Below are 25,780 nucleotides of genomic sequence, written 5' to 3'. Positions count from 1 at the left end.
GCGACAGGGTGAAACCGCCTTCGCCGTTTAATCTGAACGTCCGCTCCGAGGAGGGGACGGGACAGGAGAAGGCTCAGTTTATCTCGGAGGCGGCCTCGGTCGCCTTGGCCTGGGCGGGTAGCCGGTCCATGGCGTCGCGGTGGCTGACGCAGGCGACGTCAGGCTTGGCGCAGACCTCGGTGAGGAAGCGGTCGAGGGCGCGCCAGTAGGCTCCGCCGTTCATCTCGACGAAGTGAAAGCCGAGCTGCAGCGGAATGCGCTCGCCGGAATACTGCTTTTCGAAGGCAGCCCGGAAGGCTGCCAGCGTGCGTTCCTCGTAAGTCGCGCTGTTTGCCGCGTCCTCTCTGGCGCGGGAATGGCGGACGAAAAGATTGTAGTCCATGCCGATCACGGGCTTTGCCGATGGCCCTTCCGGGATAAGCGGCAGGGCGAAATGGGTAAGGCCGTCGACGTCGGTCGGCAGCGCCGGTCCCTTCGAAACCTTGCTGGCATTGTAGCGGAAGCCGAAGGCGCGCAGCGCCTTGTCGAGGTCGGGCCCGGTCGACAGATAGGGCGCCCGGAAACCGGCGATCTCCCTGTCGGCAAAGTCCCGCCATTCGACCGGCTCGCGTTCGGGCACGCCGGCAGTCTGCCAGGCGTCACGCAGGGTGTTACGGAAGAAGTCGAACTCCTGGGCCCAATCCTCGGCGCTCCATTTGGCGCCGTCGAAATGTCCGCAGGCGTGGCTGCCGATGTCGTGACCCTCGCCGCGTGCGAGCCAGATGTGGTCGAGACGGGCGATCACGTCGGCATTGTCGGGGGCGAAACCGATGTTCGACTTGCCGCGCTTTTCGTGAGGCGCCTGGTAGCCCTTGCGGTTCTCCGCCGTCATCAGGAAGGTGCAGGAGAGAAAGTAGGTGAAGCGCGCGCCGGTGCGCTTCGCCAGCGCGCGGCTCTTTTCCCATAGCCTGTTGTCGTGGGCGCCATCGAAGGACACGATCACGAGCTGCTCGGGCCTGGAAACGTCCGGCGAGGGTTCGTTGGCGAGAGCGGGGAAGTTGGCGAGCGAGAGGGCGAGGAGGGAGGAAAGGCCTGATCGAAACATGGGTACCGCGACAATTTGCAAAGGGCGGTTCTTCCCCGGCGAATGCGGCAAAGGCGTGTTCGCACTGGAACTTGGCTGGGGATAGCGCTATCCCAAGTCTACGGTTGCAAACCGGATTTCAATGACGGAAGGCGGATTCCATGGCTTTGCTGGTTGCCGGTATCATTCTCTTCATCGTGACCCATCTCGTTCGACCATTCGCACCGGGGTTGCGCGCTGCCGCGATCGAGCGGTTCGGCAAGCCGGGCTTCATGGCCGCTCACGGCATCGTCTCGCTGCTCAGCCTGGTGATGATGGCCTACGGTTTCGTGCTGGCGCGCGAGAGCGGCGGCAGCATGCTCTATCAGCCGCCGGTCTTCATGGCCCACATTGCGCTGTTGCTCATGCTGGTTGCCTCGATATGCCTCGTCGCCGCCTTCCTGCCGGCGGGTTACATCCGCTCGAAGCTGAAGTTCCCCGCCCTGGTCGCGATCAAGCTCTGGGCATTCAGCCATCTGCTCGCCAATGGCGAAAGCTATTCGGTGCTGCTGTTTGGCGCGATCCTGGCCTGGGCCGTCGTCCTGCGCATCAGCCTGAAGCCGCGGATCGCCTCCGGCGAGACCAAGCTGCCGGTGTTCGTCTCGGCAAGCTACGATCTGATCTCCGTCGTGCTCGGCGTCGCGCTCTATCTGGCGATCGTGCTGAAGCTGCACGAATGGATCATCGGGGTCTCGCCTTTGGCGATGTGAGGCAGCCGGCGAATTCGCCGCTGCCCCCTTACAACGCGCCAAAAATCGGGTAGAAGCGCGAAAACCGATCATTTGAGTGAAGGCCGGGCGAGAATGGTAAACCAGGACGACAGCTTCATCCGCGAGGTTAACGAGGAACTCCGTTCCGACCAGGTGCGCGCCATCTGGCGGCGGTTCGGGCGTGTCCTGATCGGCGCGGCTGTGCTTCTCGTCCTCGGCACGATCGGCAAGGTCGCCTATGACTATTGGCGCGAAACCGAAGCGTCCGCCGCCGGCGACCGGTTCCTCTCCGCACTCACGATGATCCGCGAGGACAAGAAGGACGAGGCGCAGAAGGAACTGGCCGCGCTTGAGAAGGACGGCTTCGGCGCCTATCCGGTGCTGGCCCGCATGCGCTCGGCCTCGCTGCTTTCCGAAAACGGCGACACCGCCGGTGCCGTTTCGGCCTTTCAGGCGATCGCCAAGGACGGCTCGATCCCGCAGGCGCTGCGAGATACTGCCCGGCTGCGGGCAGCCTACCTGATGGTCGACGGGTCATCCTACGAGGACGTTGCGGCCGAGGCGGAGCAACTGGCGACCCCCGCCAGCCAAATGCGCCATTCCGCCCGCGAGGTGCTCGGCCTCTCCGCCTACAAGCACGGCGACTTCAAGCGCGCGAAGGAGTGGTTCGAAGAGATCACCGGCGATGCGCAAAGCCCGCGCAACATCGCCAATCGCGCCCAGATGATGCTGGACCTGATCACCGCCAGCGGCAAGGCCGCCTGACGCCGCGTTCGCGCGGCTCGACCGGAACGGAACGTCCCATGAGCTTTACCGTCGCCATTGTCGGGCGCCCCAATGTCGGCAAGTCCACGCTGTTCAACCGGCTGGTCGGCAAGAAGCTGGCGCTCGTCGACGACACGCCGGGCGTCACCCGCGACCGCCGGCCGGGCGAGGCGAAACTGGTCGACCTGCGCTTCCGCGTCGTCGATACCGCCGGTCTGGAGGAGGCCGCGCCCGAGACGTTGCAAGGCCGTATGCGCGCGCAGACCGAGGCCGCGATCGACGAGGCGGACCTGTCGCTGTTCATCGTCGACGCCAAGACCGGGTTGACCCCGGTCGACCAGGCGCTGGCCGAGATGCTGCGGCGGCATGGCAAGCCGGTGGTGCTGGTTGCCAACAAGTCGGAGGCGCGCGGCTCCGATGCCGGCTTCTATGACGCCTTCACGCTCGGCCTCGGCGAACCGACCCCCATTTCGGCCGAGCACGGCCAGGGCATGCTCGACCTGCGCGACGCGATCGTGGCGGCGATCGGCGAGGACCGCGCCTTTCCGCCGAAGGACGACGTGGCCGTCACCGACGTCGACATTCCGCGGGCGGCCGACGATGCGGCCGCCGAGGATGAGGAAGAGCCGGCCTATGACGAGACGAAGCCCCTGCGCGTGGCGATCGTCGGACGGCCGAATGCCGGAAAATCGACCCTGATCAATCGCTTCCTGGGCGAGGACCGCCTGCTGACCGGCCCGGAGGCCGGCATCACGCGCGATTCCATCTCGGTCGAATGGCAATGGCGCGGCCGTACCATCAAGATGTTCGACACCGCCGGGCTGCGCCGCAAGGCGAAGGTGCAGGAGAAGCTGGAAAAGCTTTCGGTCGCCGATGCGCTGCGGGCGATCCGCTTCGCCGAGACCGTGGTGATCGTCTTCGACGCCACCATTCCCTTCGAGAAGCAGGACCTGCAGATCGTCGACCTGGTGCTGCGCGAGGGCCGTGCGGCCGTGCTCGCCTTCAACAAGTGGGACCTGATCGAGGACCCGCAGGCGGTCCTTGCGGAGTTGCGGGAGAAGACCGAGCGGCTGCTGCCGCAGGCGCGCGGCATCCGCGCCGTGCCGATCTCGGGGCAGACCGGCCGCGGGCTGGACAAGCTGATGCAATCGATCATCGACACCGATCGCGTCTGGAACCGCCGCATTTCGACGGCGAAGCTGAACCGCTGGCTCGAGTCGCAGCAGGTCCAGCATCCGCCGCCGGCCGTTTCGGGCCGCCGCCTGAAGCTGAAATACATGACGCAGGTCAAGGCTCGCCCGCCGGGCTTCATGGTCTCCTGCACGCGCCCCGAGGCGCTGCCGGACTCCTATGTGCGCTATCTGATGAATGGCTTGCGCAACGACTTCGACCTGCCGGGCGTGCCGATCCGCATCCACTTCAAGGCGTCGGAAAACCCCTTCGAGCCGAAGAAGAAGCGCCGGAGCTGACGGCCGGCGCCGAGGCAGCGCCGACCGTGGAGCGGCGACGGCCGGGGATCATCGCCGCTCCGGCGGCGGCTACGGGGTGACCGTCAGGCGCGCCGCCATCCCGGCTTCGTAGTGACCTTTCAGATTGCAGAACAGAAGGTAGTTGCCGGGCTTAAGGTCGACGTCGAGCTTGCCGTCGGCGCCAGGCTTGAGGTCCGACACTTCGCCCAGGCTGTCGAGGCTATCCTCGTCGACCCGGTGCTTCTTGGCGTTCAAAGGGATCTTCTGGTCTGCTTCGATGAGCTTCACCAGGATCACCTCGTGCTCTTCGGACATGGCTTCGTTGTGCACCACGATGGTCGCCGGACCCGCCGGTATCTCGGCTTGATCCAGTTTGAGCGCCATCGGACCACCGCCTTCGCCGCTAGCGGTGACGTTGAGGGTCGTCGCCGCCAAGGATGGCGTGGCGCAAAGTGCCAGAGCGGTTACAACGGCCGGAGCGGCAAGCAGACGCGTGAAACGTATCATGGGCGTTCTTCCTTCCATGGAAACGGTTGCCCGGAATTTGTGCCGTGCGTTTCTGACGGCAACCTGAAAGAGCCGCTGGCGGGAAGAAAGTACCGCGAGGATGGGCGCTGCTCAGGGCAGCTTATGGCGGGGAACCAACGCGCCGTGGTGCTGGATGACGGCGGCGGCGACCTCAGCCGCGAAGCGCGCGGCCGGCTGCGGATCTGCACCGGTGGCAAGGCGGGCCAGGAAGGCACCGTTGAAGCTGTCGCCGGCGCTGGTCGTATCGACGATTGTCTCGACCTTTGCCGACGGCACGTGGGTCCGTTCGTCACCGAAGGCAAGGGTTATGCCGTTGCCGCCGTCCTTGAGCACGATGTTGGCGGTGCCGAGCATGCGGTAGCGGTCGATCGTCGCGTCGATCGAGGCATCGCCGAAATGCGTAACCTCGTCATCGAAACCCGGCATGACCAGGCTTGCTGCACGCGCGCCGTCGCTGATCGTGGCGCGCATTCGCTCGGCGCTGTCCCACAGGCGGGGGCGAATGTTGGGATCGAAGGCGACCAGCTTGCCGGAAGCCTTGGCGCGGCGAAGTTCGGAGAGGAGCGTTTCAACGTCTTCGGCCGGCAGGATCGCCAGCGTTATGCCGGAAAAGGCGATGACGTCGGAGGCCTCGATCGCGGCACGCAGTCGATCGCCATCACGCGCCAGCAGCCTGGCCGCCGAGGCCGAGCGCCAGTAGGAGAAGCTGCGCTCGCCGTCCTTCAGGTGGATCATGTAAAGGCCCGGCGAACGGCCCTCGATCCGGACGATGCGTCCGGTTCCCACCCCGTGCCCCTCGGCAAAGGCGAGCAATTCGTCGGAGATGGGATCGGTGCCGACCGCGGTGAAATAGTCAACGGACCAGTCCGCGGGCAGGAACAGGCGCGCGTAGTATGCGGTGTTGAAGGTGTCGCCCGCAAAGCCCTTTCGCAGCAGGTCGCCGCCGGCCTGCCGCAATTCGACCATGCATTCGCCGATGGACAGTAGCCGTCCCGCCATTCCTGCCGCCTCCTATCTGCGTCGGAACGAGGTGATACTGTCAAAGAGCGCCACCGGCAAGGTGATGCCGGCGCTGTCGGCGCGTTGTCTTGCCGATTGACGGGCTTCTCCCGGGACATGGACGCCGTAGTCGCGCGACAGGCGTTTCAGTTGCCGGGCAAGGCGGCTCTCGAAGTCGCCGGCGACGAGCTGTGGCGCGATGGCGATGATGAGCAGGCCGGCGCCCGGATTGTCGCTCCCGGCCCGGAAGTCCGGCGCGTCCAGTGACCAGTTGGCACCCGTCAGGCCGGCCGCGAGGACCTCGACCATCAACGCGATGTTGGCGCCGCGCGCCCCGCCGAAGGCCAGCAGGGCGCCGCCGATCGCCGCCTGCGGGTCGGTCGTCGGATTGCCGTCGGCATCCAGCGCCCAGCCTTCGGGGATCGGCTCGTCCCGTTCGGCCGCCTGCCGGACCTTGACGAAGGCGGTGGCGCTCGAGGCCTGGTCGATCAGGAGCGGCGGTCCATCGGCGCGCGGGGCCGCGAAGGCGAGCGGGTTGGTGCAGTAGATCGGCTTCCTGCTGCCGCCGCCGGCAATCAGGGCCGGCCCGTTGGTGGCGGCGAGTGCGACCAGTCCGGCCTCGGCGAGGCGGACGGCATACCATCCCAGCTCCCCGGTCGTGAAGCTGTTCTGCGAGGCATAGAGGGTGACGCCGAAGCTGCTGGCCTTCGCCACCAGGTCGTCAAAGGCTCGGTCGAAGCCGAGCTGGGCGATGCCGCCGCGACAGTCGCATCTCACCAGCGCCGGGATTGGTGAGGTGATCAGCGGTTCGGCATCACCGTCGATGCGCCCGCAGGCGAGCGCGTCCAGATAGTCGGGCAGGTGGGCCAGGCCGATCGCCTGCTTTCCGGCCGCTTCGGCATCGACGACCGCCCTTGCCAGGGAGCGGGCGAGCGCCTCGCTTGCCCCGGCCCGCAGCAGCGCCGAGGTGGCCAGGGTCGTGGCTTCCGGCAGGGTCAGCGTAACCGTGCGGTCGGACATGTGGAGGTCTCCTGCTCCAATGCGGCTTGGATCGGCGACATCATCCGTTCCGATGCCGTGCGCGTCAACCGCGCCGGACGCTCGAGCGTTGCGATTGACCCGCTCGTCACCCGGCCGCCCGTTTACGTCAGCCGCGCTCCCCGCTACACATGATGGACGATCATCTTCCGGGGGGCGTCGAATGTCCGCTTTGCAGAAGGCCGCTGGCGACTGGTGGCGCGGCGCGGTGATCTACCAGGTCTACCCGCGGTCCTTCCAGGACACGACCGGCGACGGCGTCGGCGACCTTAAGGGGATCCGCGAGCGGCTGGCACATATCGCATCGCTAGGCGTGGACGCCATCTGGCTTTCACCGTTCTTCAAGTCGCCGATGGCCGACATGGGCTATGACGTCTCCGATTATTGCGACGTCGATCCGATGTTCGGCACGCTCTCGGACTTCGACGAAATGCTCGGCGAGGCGCACCGCCTGGGGTTGAAGGTCATCATCGATCAGGTGATCTCACATACCTCCGACCAGCACCCCTGGTTCAAGGAGAGTCGGTCGAGCCGCGACAACGACAGGGCCGACTGGTACGTCTGGGCCGAGCCGAAGAAGGACGGGACGGCGCCGAACAACTGGCTTTCGGTCTTCGGCGGCCCGGCGTGGGAGTGGGACGGCGTGCGCCGGCAGTATTACATGCACAACTTCCTGACCTCCCAGCCCGACCTCAATTTCCATAACCCTGCCGTCCAGGAGGTGATGCTCAAGGTCATGCGCTTCTGGCTCGACCGCGGCGTCGACGGCTTTCGGCTCGATACCGTCAATTACTACTTCCACGACGCGAAGCTGAGGGACAACCCGCCACGTGAGCCGGATAGTGAGGCGGCCGGGCTCGACGCGCCCGACACAAATCCCTACGGCATGCAATCGCATCGCCACGACAAGACGCAGCCTGAGAACCTCGGCTTCCTGAAAAGGGTGCGAGCGCTGCTGGACGAATACGACGACCGGGCGACGGTGGGGGAGGTCGGCGACGGCACCCGGTCGCTGAAGACGCTGGCGGAATACACGAGCGGCGGCGACAAGCTGCACATGTGCTACACCTTCGACCTGCTGCATCCGGACTTTACGGCAAAACACATCCGTGGGTGCGTGGAGAGCTTCCAAAGGCTGGTAACCGACGGCTGGGTGTGCTGGGCCTTCTCCAACCATGATGTGGTACGTCACGTCAGCCGCTTCGCCGAGACGCCCGAGGAACGTGATCGCATCGCCAAGCTGGCGATCACGCTGCTGTCGACGCTGCGCGGCAGCATCTGTCTTTATCAGGGCGAGGAACTCGGGCTGCCCGAGGCCGAGCTCGAATACGAGGACCTGCGCGATCCCTACGGCATCCGCTTCTGGCCGGCCTTCAAGGGCCGTGACGGTTGCCGCACGCCGATGCCCTGGAAAGCCGACGCGCCCCATGCCGGTTTCACGCTCGGCCGGCCCTGGCTGCCGGTGCCGGAGGAACAGGCGCGGCTGGCGGTGGACGCCCAGGAGAAGGTGGCGGGCTCTGTGCTCAACCACTATCGCGAGACGCTCGCCTTTCGCCGCGCGCACGCAACCCTGCGCGACGGCGAGATGGCCTTCCTGCCTTCCAACCAGGACGTCCTGGCCTTCACGCGCGAGAAGGGCAACGAGAGGCTGTTCTTCGTCTTCAATCTGACACGCGAACCAGTGCCGTTCTCAATGCCGAAGCATCTGCAAGAGGTCGAGCCCGTGCACATGCCCGGCTTTGCGCCGGCACTGGACGATGGCATCGTCAAGCTCGGCGGACTCGACGCGTTTTGCGGCAGGCTGCCGTGAGCGATCAGGCGGCGCCGCCTAGCCTACAAGCTTATCGTAATCGGCGTGGCTGCCGATCCAGAACCAGATGAGGTCGTCTCCATCGGCAACAGCAAGCGCACGCCACGAGATTCCAACACGGACTGACCAGAAGCGGCCCACTTGCTTCAGATGCAGGGACGGATGCTTCGGATCAGCTTTCAAAATCTCGAAATTCTGATCGGCCAGCTTACGAACATGTGTGGGAAGCGCATTGTAGGCGCGCCAGAACGAGGGACTTGCGTGATGGTGCCTCAAAGACGACTGGTCCGTCGGGCGCGGTGGTCCTTCAGGGCCTGGTCCGCCAAGCGATCCAGGGCGCCGTCGCTACGGGCATCCCGCTCCAACTGCTGATCCCAACGCTCCGCCTGCAGCCTCTCGAACCATAGGGTAAACGCCTTGAACTCGTCGGCGTCGAGTTCGGTCACGCTTCTTTCGATCTGCTTCAGCTTGGACATTTGAAGTCCTCCAGTTTCTAGATAAGCGATCGCCTGGTGCCTGCCAAGCTGTCTCACCCGATCAGCGCGAACCGGTCGACGTCGACCATGCCGCGGTCGGAAATCTTCAGGTGCGGGATGACCGGCAGTGGCAGGAAGGCGAGTTGCAGGAACGGTTCCTCCAGGGTGGCGCCGAGTGCAAGGGCTGACTTGCGCAGGTGGTGCAGCGTGTCGCGCACCGTCTCGTAGGGCTCCAGGCTCATCAGGCCGGCAACGGGCAGGGCGATCTCGCCCGTCACCTTGCCGTCGGCGACGACGACGAAGCCGCCGCCGATCTCGCCGAGCCTGTTGGCGGCCATGGCCATGTCGTCCTCGTCGACGCCGACGACGCAGATGTTGTGGCTGTCGTGGCCGACCGTCGAGGCGATCGCGCCCTTCTTCAACCCGAAACCCTGGACGAAGCCGTTGGCGTGGTTGCCGTTCTTGCCGTGCCGCTCGATCACGGCGACCTTGACGATGTCACGGGAAAGGTCGACCGCCGTCTCGTTGCCCTTGGCCGGGAGGTGATAGCGGCGGTGCTCGGTGATGATCCGGCCCGGCACCACGCCGATCACCGGAACTTCGCCTTCGGTGACGGGCACTGCGAAATGTGCTGCCTTGACCGGTCGCGCCTTGACGCTGTCGAGGCCCACCGGGGCGACGGGGTTGCGGCTTGCAAACAGCGCGTCGGTGACGCGACGGCCGACTGAGAAGACCATTTCGGCGCGGCACTCCTCCAGCGTGTCGATCACCACGAGGTCGGCACGCCAGCCGGGCGCGATCAGGCCGCGGTCGCTGAGCCCGAAGGCGCGGGCTGCGGAGATGGAGGCGGCGCGGTAGACGGCGAGCGGCGACCGGCCGTGGGCGATCGCGGTGCGGATCATGTGGTCGAGATGGCCCTGTTCGGCGATGTCGAGCGGATTGCGGTCGTCGGTGCAGAGCGCGATGAAGGGCGAGAGCCGTTCGGTGATCAGCGGCAGGAGCGCCAGCAGGTCCTTCGATACAGAGCCCTCGCGTATCAGGATGTGCATGCCCTTCCTGATCTTCTCCAGCGCCTCTTCCGCGCTTGTGCATTCATGGTCGGTGCGGATGCCGGTGGCGAGATAGCCGTTGAGGTCGCGGCCGGAAAGAAGCGGCGCGTGGCCGTCGATATGCCCACCCTGGAACGCCTCCAGCTTGGCGAGACAGGTCGGGTCCTTGGCGATCACGCCCGGAAAGTTCATGAATTCGGCAAGCCCGATCACTTTCGGGTGGTTGCGGAACGGCAGCAGCCGTCCGACCGGCAGGTCGGCGCCGGAGGTCTCCAGATGCGTGGCCGGCACGCAGCTGGAGAGCTGCACCCGGATGTCCATGATCGTCTGCTCGGCTGAATCGAGAAAGTAGCGGATGCCCTCGGTGCCGAGCACGTTGGCGATCTCGTGCGGATCGCAGATCGCCGTCGTGATGCCGAGCGGCAGCACGCAGCGGTCGAACTCGTGCGGGGTGACGAGCGAGGATTCGATGTGCAGGTGGGTGTCGATGAAACCGGGCACGACGATGCGCCCGGAGATGTCGATCTCCTCACGCCCCGTGTAGGCTTCGCAGGTGCCGACGATGCGCTCGCCGCAAATGGCGATGTCGGAGGCGACGAGTTCGCCGGTGACGAGGTCGAAGAACCGGCCGCCCTTCAGCACGATGTCGGCGGGCTCGCGGCCGGTGCCCTGGTCGATGAGGGTTTCGAGGCGAGAGGTCATGGCATGCTCCGAATCCGTTGAAAGGCCAAGTCTAGCCGCGACGCGGCGGAAAGGGGAGGTTTGAACCGCCGTTGGCCGGTTCTGCCGAGCGCTTCAACAGAGCGAGCGGCTACGGTACCATGTATGGCCGGCGCGGGGCCCTTCCATCGCTTATGCGGGCGCCTTCCGTTTTCGCAGTCATTCAAACAGCAGTTTCGAAAGGACGAGCGACCATGACCAGCAGCTTCATCACCACGAAGGACGGTACCCAGATCTTCTACAAGGATTGGGGACCGGAGGACGCCCAGGCGGTCGTGTTTCACCACGGCTGGCCGCTGTCGTCGGACGACTGGGACGCGCAGATGCTGTTCTTCCTGCACCACGGGTTTCGCGTGATCGCCCATGACCGACGGGGGCATGGCCGCTCGAGCCAGACCGAAACCGGCAATGAAATGGATACCTACGCCGCCGACGTTGCAGAGCTCGCAAACCATATCCACCTGAGCAACGCCATCCATGTCGGCCACTCGACCGGCGGCGGCGAAGTTGCCCGGTATGTGGCGCGGCATGGCGGCAATGGCCGCGTTGCCAAGGCAGTTCTGATGGGCGCCGTGCCGCCGATCATGCTCAAGTCGGAAGAGAACCCCGGCGGCCTGCCGCTCGAAGTCTTCGACGGATTCCGCGCCGCCCTTGCCGCCAATCGCGCCCAGTTCTTCCGCGACGTGCCGGCCGGGCCATTCTACGGCTACAACCGTCCCGGTGCCCAGGTTTCCGAAGGGGTCATCCAGAACTGGTGGCGCCAAGGCATGATGGGCGGAACCAAGGCTCATTACGATTGCATCAAGGCGTTTTCGGAAACGGACTTCACGGAAGACCTGAAGGCGATTGACGTGCCGGTCCTCGTCATGCACGGCGACGACGACCAGATCGTGCCGATCGCCGATTCGGCGCTGCTGTCGGCCAAGCTTCTGAAGAACGGTACGCTGAAGGTCTATGAAGGACTACCGCACGGCATGGCGACCACCCATGCCGACATCATCAACGCTGACCTTCTGGCCTTTTTCGAGGGCTAGTGTTCAGGTTGATCGGGCCAAAAGAAAACGCCCCGCGGTTGGGAGACCCGCGGGGCGTTTCGAAGGCTTCATCGCGTTCAGGCGTAACGGCGCAGTTGCGTCGGCTCGGTGGCCGTCTGTTCGCCATAGAGTGAGTCGAGGGCGCCGAGGATTGTCAGAACGGCGTTCGACTTGCTGGAATAGTAGATCGTCTGGGCATCCCGCCGCGTGGAGACGAGGTTTTGCGCACGAAGCTTGGAAAGGTGCTGAGACAAGGCGGACTGGCTCAACCCGACCTTCACGGCGAGAGCGCCGACGGCAATTTCTCCGCGGACGAGCACCTTCAGGATGAGCAGGCGCTTTGGATTGGCCATTGCAGAGAGAAGGTTCGTTGCGACCTCGGCCCGAGCCTGTTCGTCACTTGAAAAAGCGTCCATTCGAAACTCCGTCATGAAATCAATTCTATATGTGCGGTGCCGTACTCTGTGACTGTTAGCATATAAACAAAACCAAACACATCAAGAGCCAGAAATTGGGGGTGGGCCGACGCAGGGCTCTACGTTTTCTCCGCCCGCGCCTGACGCAAAAGGTCGGCCAGTACAGACCGCAGTTCCGTCGGGTCGGAAAGTTCTTCAGGAAAATCAAGGCGCTCAAGCCGATCACCGGCGGAGAGGTCGATCCCGGCGGCGTCGATGCCGGCGATGACCCAGTCTCCCTCCCTGGCGCCGCAAAAATGGCGCGCGTAGAGGCCGGCTGCCTCGGCGTGATCGGTATTCATGTGCTCGATCGCGCCCGCCTCTTGCGCCGCCAGCGCCTCGCCCGCCGGCGAGCGAATCAGGAGGTCGTCGGCGGTCAGCACATAGGCCTTGCCGAAGCCGCCGTTCAAATTGGCCCGGAGCGGCTCGAGCCGGAAGAAAGTGAAATCGGGAAAGTCGACGTAGAGCCTGGCCTTCGGATGGCGGCGGACGAATCGCTCGCGGATACGCCGGTGCCGGTCGCTGTCACGCTCCACCTCTTTGGCGCCGGTGATCACCGTCAGCCGAGGATGGGCGAGGGGGTCACCCTTGCCGGGCTCGCCGGCAAGCAGTGACGCGCGCGGATCGCGGCGCAGCGCCTGTGTGTGGACGGAGAGCGCCGAGACCAGGATGACCGGCACGCCGTCGATGTCCAGGCCGGTCAGCACGCGGCTGGCGAAGGGATAGCCGGTTTCCGGTTCGAGTACGGCAAGCGTGGCGCTGCGCGCGGACCGCAGCAGTCTGCGGGCGAGCCTGCGCGCCTCGTCGTCGGTGTCGCGCAGCACCTTCGGAGCGTCTGCGGCTTTCTCCGTCATGGCAAGTTCCTCGGATCGATCTCGGGCCACCCGAACGGCGTGGCATCGCAAAGGCAAGGACGCAAGCCCGGAACCATTATGGACGGGTCGCCAGCGATGGTGGCGGAGCTGGCTTATTCCTGGCGGCGATGGCGGGTGAGGCTCTCCACCACGTTCTGCGCATTGATCATGCCGATGACGGCGCCGTTTTCAACCACGCCTATGTTGCCCGGTTGCCGGGCCATCGCGTCCAGTACGTCGACCAGCGGTGTGCCGGGCAAGGCCGTGGCGGTAACGCCGCTTGCCGGTCCGCCCAGGCCCTCCTGCATGACGTCGCGCGCCGTCAGCATGTTGATCGGGTTCATGTTCTGCACGAAATCGGCGACGTAGCGGTTGGCCGGATTCTTGACGATCTCCTGTGGCGTGCCGCACTGGATGATCCGCCCGCCCTCCATGATGGCGATGCGGTTGCCGATGCGAAAGGCCTCGTCCAGATCGTGGCTGACAAAGATGATCGTCTTCTTCAGCCGCCGCTGGAACTCGAGCAGTTCGTCCTGCAGGCGCGTGCGGATCAGCGGATCGAGCGCCGAGAACGGCTCGTCCATCAAGAGGATCGGCGCCCCGGTTGCAAACGCGCGGGCGAGGCCGACGCGCTGCTGCATGCCGCCCGAGAGTTCGTTGACCTTGCGGTTTGCCCACTGGGTGAGGTTGACGAGCTTCAGTTGCTCCTCGACACGGGCCCGCCGCTCGGCCTCGGGGATGCCTGCAAGCTCCAGGCCGAAGCCGACGTTGTCTGCGACCGTGCGCCAGGGCAGGAGTGCGAATTGCTGGAACACCATGGAGACGGTGTGCATGCGGAAATCGCGCAGCGCTTTCGGGCTGCACTTGTACGGATTGATCGGACTTCCGCCGGTCTTGACCTGCACCTCGCCGCGGACGACCGGCGCCAGCCCGTTCACGGCCCGCAGCAGGGTCGACTTGCCCGAGCCGGACAGCCCCATCAGCACCAGGATCTCGCCCTCGTTGATGGAGAGCGAGGCACCTGCGACGCCGAGCACGAGGCCGGTCTCCTTGCTGATCTCGTCGCGGCTCTTGCCGGCGTCCACCATGGCGATGGCGCGTTCCGGCTTCTCGCCGAAGATGATGTCGACGTTGCGAAAGACGACGGTCTCGCTCATGCGCCTTCTCCTTCATCGGACGTGCGGAAAAGACGGTCGAGGATGATCGCCAGGATGACGATGCACAGCCCGGCCTCGAAGCCCATCGAGATGTTGACGGTGTTCAGGGCGCGGACCACCGGAACGCCGAGCCCCTTGGCGCCGACGAGCGCCGCGATGACGACCATCGACAGGGACAGCATGATGGTCTGGGTCAGGCCGGCCATGATCTGCGGCCTGGCGAATGGAAGCTCCACCTTCCGCAACACCTGCGAGGGCGTGGCGCCGAAGGCCTGGGCGGCTTCGACGAGCGCGGGTGGCGTCGAGATGATGCCGAGCCGGGTCAGGCGGATCGGTGCAGGGATCGCGAAGATCACCGTGGCGATCAGGCCGGGAACCATGCCGAGCCCGAACAGAATCAGGGCAGGAATCAGGTAGACGAAGGTCGGGATGGTCTGCATGAGGTCGAGCACCGGGCGCAGGAAGGCGTAGAACCAGGCGCGGCGGGCCGCGGCGATGCCGAGCGGGACGCCCACCAGCATGCTGACGCCAGTCGCCGCCAGCACCAGCGCCAGCGTTTCGGTCGTTTCCTTCCAGTAGCCCTGGTTGACGATCAGGAGCAGGCCGGCGAAGGTGAACAGGGCCACCCCGACGGACCGACGCAAATACCAGCACAGCGCGGTGATCAGGACGATCAGCGCGAGCGCATAGGCAAACTGCCCCTGACCACTGGAAAATGGGCCCTGCAGCAGGAGCAGGATCGCGTCGATGCCGGATTGCATCACCACTTTCAGGAGGTCGAACAAGTTCTTGCCATGGGAAGTCAGCCAGTTGACCGCTGCCTTCGCCCAGGGCCCGATGGGCAGTTTGATGTCCGTCAGCCAGTTCACGAGTTTGAACCACTTCTTATCTTGCCGCGGAAGCCGCCGCTGCCCGGTCGGGCCGGAGCAGTCGAGCGGCGATACGGTCTTGTCGACGCATGACGATTGAGCCGACGTGCATCAGTTGCGCGCACGTCGGCCATGCGTCCTCGTTGAGCCCGTCAGAGGCCGAGCGATGCCTTGACCGCGGCGAGGCCGTCGCCGCCATCACGGGTGGTCACGTTGGCGAGCCATGGATCGAGCGAACTCGGGTTGGCCTTCAGCCAGTCGGCCGCCGCCGAGTCGGGCGACTGCCCGTCGTTGAGGATCTTGCCCATGATCTCGTTCTCCATCTGGAGCGAGAACTTGAGGTTCTTCAGGAACTGGCCGACGTTCGGGCATTCGGTCGTGTAGCCCTTGCGCACGTTCGTCAGGACCGTCGCGCCGCCGAAGTTGGGCCCGAAGATGTCGTCGCCGCCGGACAGATAGGTGAGCTTGAAGTTGCTGTTCATCGGATGGGGCTCCCAGCCGAGGAAGACGATCGGCTTGCCGTCCTGCTCGGCGCGGGCGACCTCGGCAAGCATGCCCTGCTCGGAGGACTCGACCACTTCGAAGCCCTTCAGGTCGAAGCTGCCCTTGTCGACCATGTTGATGATCAGGCGATTGCCATCGTTGCCGGGCTCGATTCCGTAGATCTTGCCGTCAAGATCATCCTTGTGGGCGGCGATGTCCTTGAAGTCCTTGATGCCGAGTTCCGCGCCCTTGGTGTTGGTGGCAAGGGTGTACTTGGCGCCCTCGAGGTTCTCGCGCACCGTCTCGACGGTGCCGGCGTCACGGAACGGCTTGATGTCGTTTTCCATGGTCGGCATCCAGTTGCCGAGGAAAACGTCGATGTCGTTGTTTGCGAGCGAGGTGTAGGTGACCGGCACCGAAAGCACCGTGGTCTCGGTCTCGTAGCCGAGACCCTTCAGAATTGTCGACGCCGTCGCCGTCGTCGCGGTGATGTCGGTCCAGCCGACGTCGGAGAAGCGGACCTTGCCGCAGCTTTCGGGCTCGGCGGCCAGTGCGCCGGAGACGCCAAGCGCCAGCAGCGAAACTGCGGTGAGGACAGACGTCCTGAGAGTGGATGCGGATTTCATGTTTCTGCTCCCCAACTTGTTCTGATGCGCAAGCGAAGCATCAAAAACATCATAATTCAAGCACTTTACCACGTGCGGAGCGGCGTTGGAGGGCTAGATTATTTCGCGGTGTTGCGCAATCGGGCACATGAATGTCGCTTTGGACGACGCATGCGAAGATCTGTGATTTTCGCTACGCCCCGGCTGGAAATTCGGCGGCGGCCGGGCCAAGAAAGCAGCCGGAGAATACCATGGCCAAGCTTTACTTCAACTACGCGACGATGAACGCCGGAAAGTCGACGATGCTGCTGCAGGCTTCGTACAACTACCGGGAGCGCGGGATGCGCACGGCGATCTTCATTGCCTCGCTCGACGAGCGCGCGGGAAGGGGGCGCATCTCGTCGCGGATCGGACTGCAGGCCGACGCGATCGCCTTCGATGCCGGCGACGATCTTTATGCGCTGGTCGAGACGCTCCGTGCCGACGGCAGCGGGCCCATCGCCTGCGTGTTCGTGGACGAGGCGCAGTTCTTGAGCGAGGAGCAGGTCTGGCAGCTTGCGCGCATTGCCGACCGGCTCGGCATACCGGTCATGGCTTACGGCCTGCGCACCGATTTCCAGGGAAGGCTCTTTCCCGGTTCCTATGCGCTGCTGGCGATCGCCGACGAGCTGCGCGAGGTGCGCACCATCTGCCATTGCGGCCGCAAGGCGACGATGGTCGTGCGGCTCGATGCGGAGGGCAAGGTGGTGAGGCAGGGCGCGCAGGTCGAGGTCGGCGGGAACGACAAGTATGTGTCCTACTGCCGGCGACACTGGGAAGATACGATGCAGCACGACTGATCCGTCCGGTCGGATCGAAAAACTGCGCACGCCACCAACCCTGCGGCTCGTTTCCGCCATACGTTGGCTGGTGCGCCGCATTGCGCTTTTTGCGGGAAATTCATCTCTTCCGGGGCTTGCGGGCACGCCCTGACTTCTCACATCATGTCGTCCATCGGACAGCGGCAGGATCGCTGCCGCGAAAGTGCAGGCTAAGTCTTCAGGAGTGATCCCGGCCGGCGCACACGCCTGCCTGGCGGAGGGGAGCAGGCATGGCCATATCGCAGCGTTTCGATGCCGATATTGAAAGGACCCGCACCGCCGTCGAGCAGATGCGGGACAAGGTGGAACAGGCCGGCCTCGCGCTCGACCGGTTTGCCAGGCAGGAGGCAAGTCCCGATGACATCCATTTCGACGTCGAGAATGCGCGGATCCAGGATGTGCTCGCCCAGCAGAAGACCATGGAAGCCTGCATCGCCGAACTGATCATCGGGCTCGAGAATGCAGCCAACGCCTCCGGCGCCGAGTTCGCAAGCCTGAAGACCTATACCGGTTACGAGAAGATTGTCGGCATCTTCTCCCGACCCAGGATGCAGCGCATGCACACCGACAGGGCACGCAAAACGTCGCTTGCCGGCAACATGCGCGAACTGCTCGCGAAGTGCGACACGGTCATCGGCCTTCTGAAGGAGCAGAAATCGTTTCTCAGCGACCGCTACAAGGCCGCCGAGGCAAGCCTGATACAGGTGATGGACCGACGCAAGCTGACGATCGTCGGCCTCGAGGGAGCTCAGAGACGGATCGAGGAACTGAGCTCACTGCTCTTCGAAATCGACAAGCGCATCACTGCAGCCACCGACCAGAGGAGGCGCACCCTGCTGGAGGGCGAGCGCTCGAAGCTCGCCGCCGAGCACAGCGAGAAACTGGCCGAGGAGCAGGAACTCTCCGCCGAGAGCCATACGCTGGGGCGATACACCACGAACTTCCAGACCTTCGTCGATTCGCTCAACGACCAGATCGCCGCGCAAAACACGCTCCTCAACAAGCTGACGATCGATACCCAGCAGCGGGTCGTCCTCTACAAGGCCTTGGAAGATTTCGCCAGGTCGACGGCCCCGCAGGACGTCGCTCACGGGATCAATTTGGTAGGCATCCCTGCGGGCGGCGCGGTGAAGGACATGACCGCAATCGGCTTTGCGGCGCAGGAGCACATCGGCGACCTCATCGCGATGCACGAGAAAGACATGCTCGCCACCCAAGACATCCAGCGCCGCAAGGAGCGCGCCGACAACGCCTTTGCAGGGCGCTTCCGGCAGGTCATGGAAAAGGACTCATCGACCCGATGAAGGTCCACGGGACCGGTCACGCCGTGCTCGCAGTTCACACCGCGATTTCGTCCGCTCGGCAAGTGACATCCATGCCTCCCGCGAGGCGCTCCGCGAAAATTTAAGAAGCACATGGTTGAAACGTTGGCGCGAACCTATTTGAAGGACAAGCCTGCCTTCCGGCAGATGTTCCACGGAATTGGAGAGGACAGAGGAAATGCTTGACCCGATCGTGGCGTTCTTCCAGCGCTTTTTCGCCGCCATCGGGCGCGGCATCGGCCACCTGATCTCATGGCTGGCCTGGCCGTTCATCGCGGCCGGCAACTGGTACCGCCAGCGCGACTGGATCATCAAGGGTCCGATCGCCATCGTGCTGATCGGCCTGGTCGGGCTTTATGGCTATTTCATCTGGCAGACCCAGTCCTGGCACAACTTCAACATCGACTATGTCAACGCATACAACTTCGCCGCCCGCAAAAACGACGCCGGGCTGCCGGTCAAGGTCGCGGCCGGCGAGGCGGCGCCGGCAAACAAGTGCGAGCGCTCAGCCATCGTCGACGTCACGGCCGATCTGATCGACTTCAACGTCAACCAGAACGCCTGGGTCTCCTCGATGATCCTCTACAAGCTCGGCCTTTTCGGCATGGACTGGGACGATACCCCCTGGTTGGACAACAAGGCTTCGTTCCAGCGCGGCATCAACCAGGCAATCCGGCGCACCTCGGTCGAACTGGTCGACACGCTCGGCCGCGTGCGCGGCACCTCCGGCGTCAACAACGAGCTGCAGTCTGCCCGCGGCAACATTCAGTTTGACGAGGAAACCTGGTATTTCGGCTTCAGCCCGTTCGGGCCGAAGACGCCGACGCCGAGCTTCTACCGGGCAGCGATGCGCGACCTGCACAAGTTCAATGACGCGCTTGCGGCCTGTAACGCCACCTTCGACGCCCGTTCCGACAACCTTGTCCAGTTCCTGGACCGGATCGCCAACGACCTCGGCAATACTTCGGCGATCATCCGCGAGCGCTCCGAGTTCCACAACGGCGGCTGGTTCGACACGCGCGCCGACGACCGCTTCTGGTTCGCCTTCGGCCAGCTCTACGGCTACTACGGCATCCTCTCTGCGGCCGGCGCCGACTTCGACGCCGTCATCACCCAGCGGGGACTGACGCAGATCTGGGCGGAGACCGTCAAGCAGCTGCGTGCCGCACTGAACATCCAGCCGCTGATCATCTCCAACGGGCGCGAGGACGGTTGGATCATGCCCACCCACCTGGCGACCATGGGCTTCTACATCCTGCGCGTCCGCTCGAACCTGGTGGAGATGCGGGATATCCTGACACGGTGAGTGACGGGGGGCGGCTGGAATTCACCGGCCGTCAGCCGGCCTTCCTCGGGCGGTCAGCCTTTGCTCCTGGACGCTTCATCAGCGCGGGTGTGAGGTCCCGCGCGCCCAGCACCGGAGCTTTCACCCCGGTGATGCTGGTCCTGGATGATCGAACGCGGAACGGCGGAAGTCGCTTCAGGTTTTTCGTCCCCTGACGGGTGCAAGCCGCCGTTTGTCGCGTTTGGTCGATTGAATGGCAATTTTGATATGGCGCAGCCGATCCATTCCGGCTCTAACTGGCCAGGATCGAGTTGCACGCGTGCATGGCAGCGTTTGCGGCCGGTATCGTGGACAGCACAAGGAAACGGCGCGGCGCTTCATGCGGCCGCAATGCCCGAGTGGAAGGGGAACGAGCGAAAGATGACCGAATTCAAATCCGATATCGAGATCGCCCGCGCGGCAAACAAGAAGCCGATCATGGAGGTCGGCGAAAGGCTGGGTATTCCGCCGAAGCAGTTGCTTCCCTACGGCCACGACAAGGCAAAGATCTCCGCGGAGTTCATCGCTGCGCAACAGGGCAAGAAGGACGGCAAGCTGATCCTGGTCACGGCCATCAACCCGACCCCGGCCGGCGAGGGTAAGACGACGACCACGGTCGGCCTGGGCGACGGCCTGAACCGTATCGGCAAGAAGGCGGTCGTCTGCATCCGCGAAGCTTCGCTCGGCCCCTGCTTCGGCGTCAAGGGCGGCGCGGCCGGCGGCGGCTATGCGCAGGTCGTGCCGATGGAGGACATGAACCTTCACTTCACCGGCGACTTCCACGCGATCACCTCGGCGCATAACCTTCTCGCCGCCCTGATCGACAACCACATCTACTGGGGCAACGAGCAGAACATCGACACCCGCCGCGTCGCCTGGCGCCGCGTCATGGACATGAACGACCGGGCGCTGCGCGAGATCGTCTGCTCGCTCGGCGGCGTCGCCAACGGCTATCCGCGCGAGGCCGGCTTCGACATCACGGTTGCCTCCGAAGTGATGGCGATCCTGTGTCTTTCGATGGACCTCAAGGACCTCGAAAAGCGTCTCGGCAACATCATCATCGGCTACCGCCGTGACAAGAGCCCGGTCTTCGCCCGTGACATCAAGGCCGACGGCGCCATGACGGTCCTGCTCAAGGACGCCATGCAGCCGAACCTGGTGCAGACGCTGGAAAACAATCCGGCCTTCGTGCATGGCGGCCCGTTCGCCAACATCGCGCATGGCTGCAACTCCGTCGTGGCGACGAAGACGGCGCTCAAGCTCGCCGACTACGTGGTCACCGAGGCCGGCTTCGGCGCCGATCTCGGCGCGGAGAAGTTCTTCGACATCAAGTGCCGCAAGGCCGGGCTGCACCCGGATGCGGCGGTGATCGTCGCGACGGCGCGCGCCATGAAGATGAACGGCGGCGTCAAGAAGGAAGACCTCGGCCGCGAGAACGTCGAGGCGGTCCGCAAGGGATGCGCCAACCTCGGCCGCCACGTGCAGAACGTCAAGAAGTTCGGCGTTCCGGTCGTCGTCGGCATCAACCATTTCGCCGGCGACACCGAGGCCGAGATCCAGGCGATCAAGGACTATGTCGCAACGCTCGGCGCCGAAGCCATCCTGTGCAAGCACTGGGCACAGGGTTCGGCCGGCATCGAGGAACTGTCGCGCAAGGTCGTGGAACTTGCCGAATCCGGGCACTCGCAGTTCGCGCCGCTCTATCCGGACGACATGTCGCTGTTCCACAAGATCGAGACGATCGCCAAGGATATCTACCACGCCGGCGAGGTGATCGCCGACAAGTCGGTACGCGATCAACTGCACGCCTGGGAAGCGCAGGGCTACGGACACCTGCCGATCTGCATGGCCAAGACGCAGTACTCCTTCTCGACCGATCCGAACCTGCGCGGCGCGCCCGAGGGCCATACCGTTCCGGTCCGTGAAGTCAGGCTTTCGGCCGGCGCCGGCTTCGTCGTCGTCATCACCGGCGAGATCATGACCATGCCGGGCCTGCCGAAGGTGCCGTCGTCGGAGAAGATCTTCCTCAACGAACTCGGTCAGATCGAAGGCCTGTTCTAAGAACCAACTTTGCGTCCGGCCGCCATTCGCGGCCGGACGCCGCCAGCCGAAAAAGGTCGCGTTATTCACGCGACCTTTTTGTGTTCTCATGCTGTCTTGATCCCGAAACCGCCGCACGGTTTCGGCAGGCCATCAGGCAGACGGGTCGAGATAATCGCGCTTGCCGATCGCGACGCCGTTGTGGCGCAGGATGTTGTAGGCCGTCGTGACGTGGAAGTAGAAGTTCGGCAGCGCAAATTCGAGCAGGTAGTTGGCGCCGATGAAGTTCACCTCCAGCTTGCCGACGGTCAGCTTGATCTCGCGGGTTTCGCTTCCCTGCATGTCGATTTCGCGGATCGTCTCGAGATAGGCGATCGTCCGTTCGACGCGCGCCTTCAGTTCCGCAAATGTCGTTTCCGTGTCGGGAAAGCTCGGGGCGCCTGCGCCGGTGAGGCGGCCGAGTGCGTTCTTGGAGGTGTCGCTGACGCGCTGGACCTGCGCCGAAAGCGGCAGCATGTCCGGTGCGAGGCGCGCGTTCACCAGCACCTCCGGCGCGATGCCGTTCGCCTCGCAATGGGCTTCTGCCTTGTCGAGCAGGTTTGACAGGACCCGCAGCCCGCGGACGAACACAGGGACGGAGAGGCGGTGCATGGACAGGGTCATCGGAGGATCCTTGTTTGTTTCGGCCGTTCATTCCTGCCGGCTCACGACTTCAGATGGGTGAGCGCCGGCATATTTTATAGTTCCCCGGGGCCAAAATCGACATTGATGAGCGGCTCACCAGCAGTACCGATAGCCGTTGGTCCGCTTCTTGACGTCGAGATGCAGATGGGTCTCGTGCGCGGCGTCGCTGCCGGGATCAAGCACGGTGGTGAAATAGAGGCAGGCGGAGGCGACCACCGCCCGCTGCAGGGCGCCCTCGATCGTTGCGTCCTTCTCGCGCGGAGCGATCGCCAGCCGGCTGCCGTCGGAATAGGTGAAGCCCGCGATGTCGACGGCATTGCCGAGCGCGTGCTCGGACAGTTTTCCATTCGGCTCGTTGTTTCGGTTGCGGCAGACATAGGCGGAGGCCTGGTTGAGGGCGACAAGCCGCTTCTGCGGCGTCGCCGCCTTGATGGCGGGTATGACGGCGTCACGGGTCCAGCGCTGGAGCTGGAGCGCCGTCTCGCAGCGGAGCGTCGCTTCCGGCTTTATCTCGATGTCCGAGGCGAGCTGGCCGACGACCACGGGCCGGGCGATGCCGCAGCCATTCTCCGGGTCGATCCGCGGTGCTTCCTTGACGACCGCGCCGGCCGATCTCAGTTCCGTCAGGCACGCCGCGACGGCAGCGGCATCCTCTTCGGGGATGGGTGGCGGCGGGGGCGGAGGTTCGGGCTTTTCGGTCTGAGTTGCCGGTGCTGGCGGACCTTGGACCGGTTTTTCGGGGGCTGGCTCCCCGGAACCAGCTTCGGGGGCCGGTTTCGACGCCTCTACCGGGGGCCGCGGCACCGGCATCGGGCCCTTTTCCGGCAGCGAAGCGCCAGAAAGCAAGAGGACGGACGTGACAAGCAAGACAGCCGGTCGGCAGGTTATGGTCGTAGTTCTCCGATTTTCTACGTACGGAAGAAATGCCGCCGAGGTGCATTCTGTTCCCCAACACCTGGGGAGGTCAGACGCAAGGCGAGCGCCGCCCGGGCGGGCGGAAAACGCAGTTGCGTTCGCCTTCGCTTCACGCTAACACTTCCGCCGATGATGAACGCACGCAACATTGCGATCTGGTGGTGGGCACGCTGAAAGCGGCCTCGACCAGTCACGCGTGATTGACAGACAAGCCGCCCGGAAACCACGAGGCGGCTTTTTTCATTTCAGGGGCGCTTCGGGACCGAGCCGAACAGGAGAGTAGGGGAATGGTGACGAAGCTTCTGGATGACGGCGCGGAGAGCTACGAGACGCGCGGTGGCATCACTGTGACGCGCAGGCGGCGGGAGGCGGACTACGCGAACGCCATCTCCGGCTACGTCGACAAGCTCGACGAACGGCGCGGCGCGGTTTTTTCCTCCAACTACGAGTATCCGGGCCGCTACACGCGCTGGGACGTCGCGATCGTCGATCCGCCGCTCGCCGTAAGCTCGTTTGGTCGCAACGTCTGGATCGAGGCCTATAACGGGCGCGGCGAGGCGCTGCTCGCCATGATCGCGCCTCGGCTTGCAACGGTTTCCGACCTGTCGCTCGGCGCATCCTCGCCGCGCCGGCTCGACCTGAAGGTGAACGAACCCGACCGGGTCTTCACCGAGGAGGAGCGCTCGAAGATTCCGACCGTGTTCACGGTCCTGCGCGCCATCACCGACCTGTTCCATTCGCCGGAAGATGCCAATCTCGGCTTCTACGGCGCCTTCGGCTACGATCTCGCCTTCCAGTTCGACGCGATCGACCTGAAGCTTGAACGTCCTGAAGACCAGCGCGACATGGTGCTGTTCCTGCCCGACGAAATCCTCGTCGTCGACCACTATGCCGCCAAGGCCTGGATCGACCGTTACGACTTCGCTAAGGGCGGGCTTTCGACCCAAGGCAAGGACGAGGCGATCGCGCCCGAGCCGTTCCGCGGCACGGACACCACACCCCCGCAAGGCGACCACCGGCCCGGCGAATATGCCGAGCTCGTCGTCAAGGCGAAGGAGAGCTTCCGGCGCGGCGACCTGTTCGAGGTGGTGCCGGGCCAGAAATTCTACGAGCGCTGCGAGAGCAAGCCCTCGGAGATCTCGGGGCGCCTCAAGGCGATCAATCCGTCGCCCTATTCTTTCTTCATCAATCTCGGCAACCAGGAGTACCTGGTCGGCGCCTCGCCGGAGATGTTCGTGCGCGTCTCCGGCCGGCGCATCGAGACCTGCCCGATCTCCGGCACCATCAAGCGGGGCGACGACCCGATCGCCGACTCGGAGCAGATCCTCAAGCTGCTCAACTCCAAGAAGGACGAGTCGGAGCTGACGATGTGCTCGGACGTCGACCGCAACGACAAGTCCAGGGTCTGCGAGCCGGGCTCGGTCAAGGTCATCGGCCGACGCCAGATCGAGATGTATTCGCGGCTGATCCACACGGTTGATCACATCGAGGGGCGGCTGCGCGACGATATGGACGCCTTCGACGGCTTCCTCTCGCACGCCTGGGCGGTGACGGTCACCGGCGCGCCGAAACTCTGGGCGATGCGCTTCATCGAGGCGCACGAGAAGAGCCCGCGGGCGTGGTACGGCGGGGCGATCGGCATGGTCGGTTTCAACGGCGACATGAACACCGGGCTCACGCTGCGCACCATCCGCATCAAGGACGGGATTGCCGAGGTGAGGGCAGGGGCGACGCTGCTCAACGATTCCAACCCGCAAGAAGAAGAAGCCGAAACCGAACTGAAGGCATCCGCCATGATTGCAGCCATCCGTGACGCAAAGGCCGGCAATGCGGCCAAGGCGCAGCGCGACGTCGCTTCCGTCGGCGCCGGCGTCAACATCCTGCTCGTCGACCACGAGGACAGCTTCGTGCACACGCTGGCGAACTACTTCCGCCAGACCGGGGCGACGGTGACGACCGTGCGTACGCCGGTCGCAGACGAACTGTTCGATCGGCTCAAGCCGGACCTGGTCGTGCTGTCGCCGGGCCCCGGCACTCCGAAGGACTTCGACTGCAAGGCGACGATTGGCAAGGCGCGGGCACGCAACCTGCCGATTTTCGGCGTCTGCCTCGGCCTGCAGGCGCTCGCCGAGGCGTATGGCGGGCAATTGCGGCAACTGGCGGTGCCGATGCACGGCAAGCCCTCGCGCATCCGCGTGCTCGAGCCCGGCATCGTCTTCTCGGGCCTCGGCAAGGAGGTGACGGTCGGCCGCTATCACTCGATCTTCGCCGATCCGGCGACGCTGCCCGCCGACTTCACCATTACGGCGGAGAGCGAAGACGGCACGATCATGGGCATCGAGCATGCGAAGGAGCCGGTGGCGGCGGTGCAGTTCCACCCCGAATCGATCATGACGCTTGGTGGTGACGCCGGGATGCGGATGATCGAGAATGTGGTGGCGCGTCTGGCGCGCAAGTCCGGCACCAAGGCGGCCTGAGTTCATCCCCGAAATGCGCCTTTGACATTCCGGGC

The 25,780-nt window shown here is 64.5% G+C and carries 24 protein-coding genes; 10 read left to right on the top strand and 14 right to left on the bottom strand.

The features are described 5' to 3' along the window. Positions 1-73 precede the first annotated feature (73 nt). Positions 74-1,084, bottom strand: a complete 1,011-nt coding sequence (locus tag C7449_RS16970; protein WP_108004088.1) for a polysaccharide deacetylase family protein — start codon at positions 1,082-1,084, stop codon at positions 74-76. Between the two features lie 140 nt (positions 1,085-1,224). Here C7449_RS16970 and C7449_RS16965 point away from each other — a divergent pair, with 140 nt between their 5' ends. From C7449_RS16965 to der, 3 genes are all read left to right on the top strand, one after another. Then, a complete protein-coding gene (locus C7449_RS16965; RefSeq protein WP_108004087.1) occupies positions 1,225-1,812 on the top strand; it encodes an NnrU family protein in 588 nt (195 codons plus the stop codon). A gap of 93 nt (positions 1,813-1,905) precedes the next feature. Beyond that, entirely contained in the window at positions 1,906-2,577 is a 672-nt protein-coding gene (locus C7449_RS16960; RefSeq protein WP_108004086.1) for a tetratricopeptide repeat protein, read from the top strand. Positions 2,578-2,615: 38 nt separating this feature from the next. After that, positions 2,616-4,046, top strand: coding sequence for a ribosome biogenesis GTPase Der (gene der / locus C7449_RS16955; protein ID WP_108004085.1), 1,431 nt, complete (start codon positions 2,616-2,618; stop codon positions 4,044-4,046). Between the two features lie 69 nt (positions 4,047-4,115). Here der and C7449_RS16950 read toward each other — a convergent pair whose 3' ends face one another. The 3 genes from C7449_RS16950 to C7449_RS16940 all read right to left on the bottom strand — a co-directional run bounded on the left by C7449_RS16950 (position 4,116) and on the right by C7449_RS16940 (position 6,593). Continuing rightward, positions 4,116-4,553, bottom strand: a complete 438-nt coding sequence (locus C7449_RS16950) for a plastocyanin/azurin family copper-binding protein (protein ID WP_108004084.1) — start codon at positions 4,551-4,553, stop codon at positions 4,116-4,118. Between the two features lie 111 nt (positions 4,554-4,664). Continuing rightward, positions 4,665-5,573, bottom strand: coding sequence for a sugar kinase (locus C7449_RS16945; protein ID WP_108004083.1), 909 nt, complete (start codon positions 5,571-5,573; stop codon positions 4,665-4,667). 12 nt (positions 5,574-5,585) lie between these two features. After that, complete coding sequence (locus C7449_RS16940) at positions 5,586-6,593, bottom strand: Ldh family oxidoreductase (RefSeq protein ID WP_108004082.1); 1,008 nt, start codon at positions 6,591-6,593, stop codon at positions 5,586-5,588. A gap of 181 nt (positions 6,594-6,774) precedes the next feature. Here C7449_RS16940 and bglA point away from each other — a divergent pair, with 181 nt between their 5' ends. Continuing rightward, entirely contained in the window at positions 6,775-8,421 is a 1,647-nt protein-coding gene (bglA, locus tag C7449_RS16935; protein WP_108004081.1) for a beta-galactosidase BglA, read from the top strand. An 18-nt stretch (positions 8,422-8,439) separates the two neighbouring features. On the opposite strand, the gene C7449_RS22145 is transcribed toward bglA, so the two are convergent. Genes C7449_RS22145 through ade form a run of 3 tightly spaced genes read right to left on the bottom strand, consistent with a single transcriptional unit; the run spans position 8,440 to position 10,648 of the window. Then, positions 8,440-8,697: a ParE family toxin-like protein gene (locus C7449_RS22145; protein WP_108004080.1), complete on the bottom strand. Its 258-nt coding sequence runs from the start codon at positions 8,695-8,697 to the stop codon at positions 8,440-8,442. After that, positions 8,694-8,897 (bottom strand): hypothetical protein, encoded by a 204-nt coding sequence (locus C7449_RS16925; protein ID WP_108004079.1) that lies wholly within the window; start codon positions 8,895-8,897, stop codon positions 8,694-8,696. The genes C7449_RS22145 and C7449_RS16925 overlap by 4 nt, the downstream gene beginning before the upstream one ends. 53 nt (positions 8,898-8,950) lie before the next feature. Further along, entirely contained in the window at positions 8,951-10,648 is a 1,698-nt protein-coding gene (gene ade / locus C7449_RS16920; protein ID WP_108004078.1) for an adenine deaminase, read from the bottom strand. A 212-nt stretch (positions 10,649-10,860) separates the two neighbouring features. Between ade and C7449_RS16915 the strand changes: the two genes are divergently transcribed. Next, positions 10,861-11,700, top strand: coding sequence for an alpha/beta fold hydrolase (locus C7449_RS16915; RefSeq protein ID WP_108004077.1), 840 nt, complete (start codon positions 10,861-10,863; stop codon positions 11,698-11,700). A gap of 77 nt (positions 11,701-11,777) precedes the next feature. On the opposite strand, the gene C7449_RS16910 is transcribed toward C7449_RS16915, so the two are convergent. The 5 genes from C7449_RS16910 to C7449_RS16890 form a co-directional block, all read right to left on the bottom strand. Then, positions 11,778-12,116, bottom strand: a complete 339-nt coding sequence (locus C7449_RS16910; protein WP_108004076.1) for an ArsR/SmtB family transcription factor — start codon at positions 12,114-12,116, stop codon at positions 11,778-11,780. A gap of 119 nt (positions 12,117-12,235) precedes the next feature. Then, complete coding sequence (locus tag C7449_RS16905) at positions 12,236-13,009, bottom strand: HugZ family pyridoxamine 5'-phosphate oxidase (RefSeq protein ID WP_108004075.1); 774 nt, start codon at positions 13,007-13,009, stop codon at positions 12,236-12,238. 113 nt (positions 13,010-13,122) lie between these two features. Then, positions 13,123-14,166 carry a choline ABC transporter ATP-binding protein gene (choV, locus tag C7449_RS16900; RefSeq protein WP_108004074.1) on the bottom strand — a complete coding sequence of 348 codons (1,044 nt, stop codon included), beginning with the start codon at positions 14,164-14,166 and terminating at the stop codon, positions 13,123-13,125. Beyond that, complete coding sequence (gene choW / locus C7449_RS16895) at positions 14,163-15,035, bottom strand: choline ABC transporter permease subunit (protein WP_108004073.1); 873 nt, start codon at positions 15,033-15,035, stop codon at positions 14,163-14,165. Before choW ends, choV begins: the two co-directional genes overlap by 4 nt. Before the next feature lie 152 nt (positions 15,036-15,187). Next, positions 15,188-16,144 carry a choline ABC transporter substrate-binding protein gene (locus tag C7449_RS16890; protein WP_108004072.1) on the bottom strand — a complete coding sequence of 319 codons (957 nt, stop codon included), beginning with the start codon at positions 16,142-16,144 and terminating at the stop codon, positions 15,188-15,190. Between the two features lie 230 nt (positions 16,145-16,374). On the opposite strand from C7449_RS16890, the gene C7449_RS16885 reads away from it, so the two are divergent. The 4 genes from C7449_RS16885 (at position 16,375) to C7449_RS16870 (ending at position 21,690) form a co-directional block, all read left to right on the top strand. Further along, positions 16,375-16,962 (top strand): thymidine kinase, encoded by a 588-nt coding sequence (locus tag C7449_RS16885; protein WP_108004071.1) that lies wholly within the window; start codon positions 16,375-16,377, stop codon positions 16,960-16,962. A gap of 251 nt (positions 16,963-17,213) precedes the next feature. Next, the gene (locus C7449_RS16880) at positions 17,214-18,287 is read left to right on the top strand and encodes a hypothetical protein (protein ID WP_108004070.1); all 1,074 of its coding nucleotides are present in this window, start codon (positions 17,214-17,216) and stop codon (positions 18,285-18,287) included. Between the two features lie 196 nt (positions 18,288-18,483). After that, positions 18,484-19,611, top strand: a complete 1,128-nt coding sequence (locus C7449_RS16875) for a DUF2333 family protein (protein WP_108004069.1) — start codon at positions 18,484-18,486, stop codon at positions 19,609-19,611. 399 nt (positions 19,612-20,010) lie between these two features. After that, on the top strand, positions 20,011-21,690 hold the full coding sequence (locus C7449_RS16870) for a formate--tetrahydrofolate ligase (protein WP_108004240.1): 1,680 nt from the start codon (positions 20,011-20,013) through the stop codon (positions 21,688-21,690). Positions 21,691-21,822: 132 nt separating this feature from the next. Here C7449_RS16870 and C7449_RS16865 read toward each other — a convergent pair whose 3' ends face one another. Together C7449_RS16865 and C7449_RS16860 are read right to left on the bottom strand one after the other, a co-directional pair. Further along, positions 21,823-22,332, bottom strand: a complete 510-nt coding sequence (locus C7449_RS16865; protein ID WP_108004068.1) for a DUF1993 domain-containing protein — start codon at positions 22,330-22,332, stop codon at positions 21,823-21,825. A 114-nt stretch (positions 22,333-22,446) separates the two neighbouring features. Then, entirely contained in the window at positions 22,447-23,163 is a 717-nt protein-coding gene (locus C7449_RS16860) for an extensin-like domain-containing protein (protein ID WP_108004239.1), read from the bottom strand. 392 nt (positions 23,164-23,555) lie between these two features. Between C7449_RS16860 and C7449_RS16855 the strand changes: the two genes are divergently transcribed. Then, complete coding sequence (locus C7449_RS16855) at positions 23,556-25,745, top strand: anthranilate synthase (RefSeq protein WP_108004067.1); 2,190 nt, start codon at positions 23,556-23,558, stop codon at positions 25,743-25,745. Positions 25,746-25,780 lie beyond the last annotated feature (35 nt).

The organism is Mycoplana dimorpha, assembly GCF_003046475.1.
GTDB classification, from domain to species: domain Bacteria; phylum Pseudomonadota; class Alphaproteobacteria; order Rhizobiales; family Rhizobiaceae; genus Mycoplana; species Mycoplana dimorpha.
This window is presented reverse-complemented; position numbering and strand designations above follow the sequence as displayed.

Bases quoted from the DNA above. Each gene is read 5' to 3' on its own strand.
- C7449_RS16970 (WP_108004088.1), bottom strand. From the start codon at position 1,084: ATGTTTCGATCAGGCCTTTCCTCCCTCCTCGCCCTCTCGCTCGCCAAC.
- C7449_RS16965 (WP_108004087.1), top strand. From the start codon at position 1,225: ATGGCTTTGCTGGTTGCCGGTATCATTCTCTTCATCGTGACCCATCTC.
- C7449_RS16960 (WP_108004086.1), top strand. From the start codon at position 1,906: ATGGTAAACCAGGACGACAGCTTCATCCGCGAGGTTAACGAGGAACTC.
- der (WP_108004085.1), top strand. From the start codon at position 2,616: ATGAGCTTTACCGTCGCCATTGTCGGGCGCCCCAATGTCGGCAAGTCC.
- C7449_RS16950 (WP_108004084.1), bottom strand. From the start codon at position 4,553: ATGATACGTTTCACGCGTCTGCTTGCCGCTCCGGCCGTTGTAACCGCT.
- C7449_RS16945 (WP_108004083.1), bottom strand. From the start codon at position 5,573: ATGGCGGGACGGCTACTGTCCATCGGCGAATGCATGGTCGAATTGCGG.
- C7449_RS16940 (WP_108004082.1), bottom strand. From the start codon at position 6,593: ATGTCCGACCGCACGGTTACGCTGACCCTGCCGGAAGCCACGACCCTG.
- bglA (WP_108004081.1), top strand. From the start codon at position 6,775: ATGTCCGCTTTGCAGAAGGCCGCTGGCGACTGGTGGCGCGGCGCGGTG.
- C7449_RS16925 (WP_108004079.1), bottom strand. From the start codon at position 8,897: ATGTCCAAGCTGAAGCAGATCGAAAGAAGCGTGACCGAACTCGACGCC.
- ade (WP_108004078.1), bottom strand. From the start codon at position 10,648: ATGACCTCTCGCCTCGAAACCCTCATCGACCAGGGCACCGGCCGCGAG.
- C7449_RS16915 (WP_108004077.1), top strand. From the start codon at position 10,861: ATGACCAGCAGCTTCATCACCACGAAGGACGGTACCCAGATCTTCTAC.
- C7449_RS16910 (WP_108004076.1), bottom strand. From the start codon at position 12,116: ATGGACGCTTTTTCAAGTGACGAACAGGCTCGGGCCGAGGTCGCAACG.
- C7449_RS16905 (WP_108004075.1), bottom strand. From the start codon at position 13,009: ATGACGGAGAAAGCCGCAGACGCTCCGAAGGTGCTGCGCGACACCGAC.
- choV (WP_108004074.1), bottom strand. From the start codon at position 14,166: ATGAGCGAGACCGTCGTCTTTCGCAACGTCGACATCATCTTCGGCGAG.
- C7449_RS16890 (WP_108004072.1), bottom strand. From the start codon at position 16,144: ATGAAATCCGCATCCACTCTCAGGACGTCTGTCCTCACCGCAGTTTCG.
- C7449_RS16885 (WP_108004071.1), top strand. From the start codon at position 16,375: ATGGCCAAGCTTTACTTCAACTACGCGACGATGAACGCCGGAAAGTCG.
- C7449_RS16880 (WP_108004070.1), top strand. From the start codon at position 17,214: ATGGCCATATCGCAGCGTTTCGATGCCGATATTGAAAGGACCCGCACC.
- C7449_RS16875 (WP_108004069.1), top strand. From the start codon at position 18,484: ATGCTTGACCCGATCGTGGCGTTCTTCCAGCGCTTTTTCGCCGCCATC.
- C7449_RS16870 (WP_108004240.1), top strand. From the start codon at position 20,011: ATGACCGAATTCAAATCCGATATCGAGATCGCCCGCGCGGCAAACAAG.
- C7449_RS16865 (WP_108004068.1), bottom strand. From the start codon at position 22,332: ATGACCCTGTCCATGCACCGCCTCTCCGTCCCTGTGTTCGTCCGCGGG.
- C7449_RS16860 (WP_108004239.1), bottom strand. From the start codon at position 23,163: ATGCCGGTGCCGCGGCCCCCGGTAGAGGCGTCGAAACCGGCCCCCGAA.
- C7449_RS16855 (WP_108004067.1), top strand. From the start codon at position 23,556: ATGGTGACGAAGCTTCTGGATGACGGCGCGGAGAGCTACGAGACGCGC.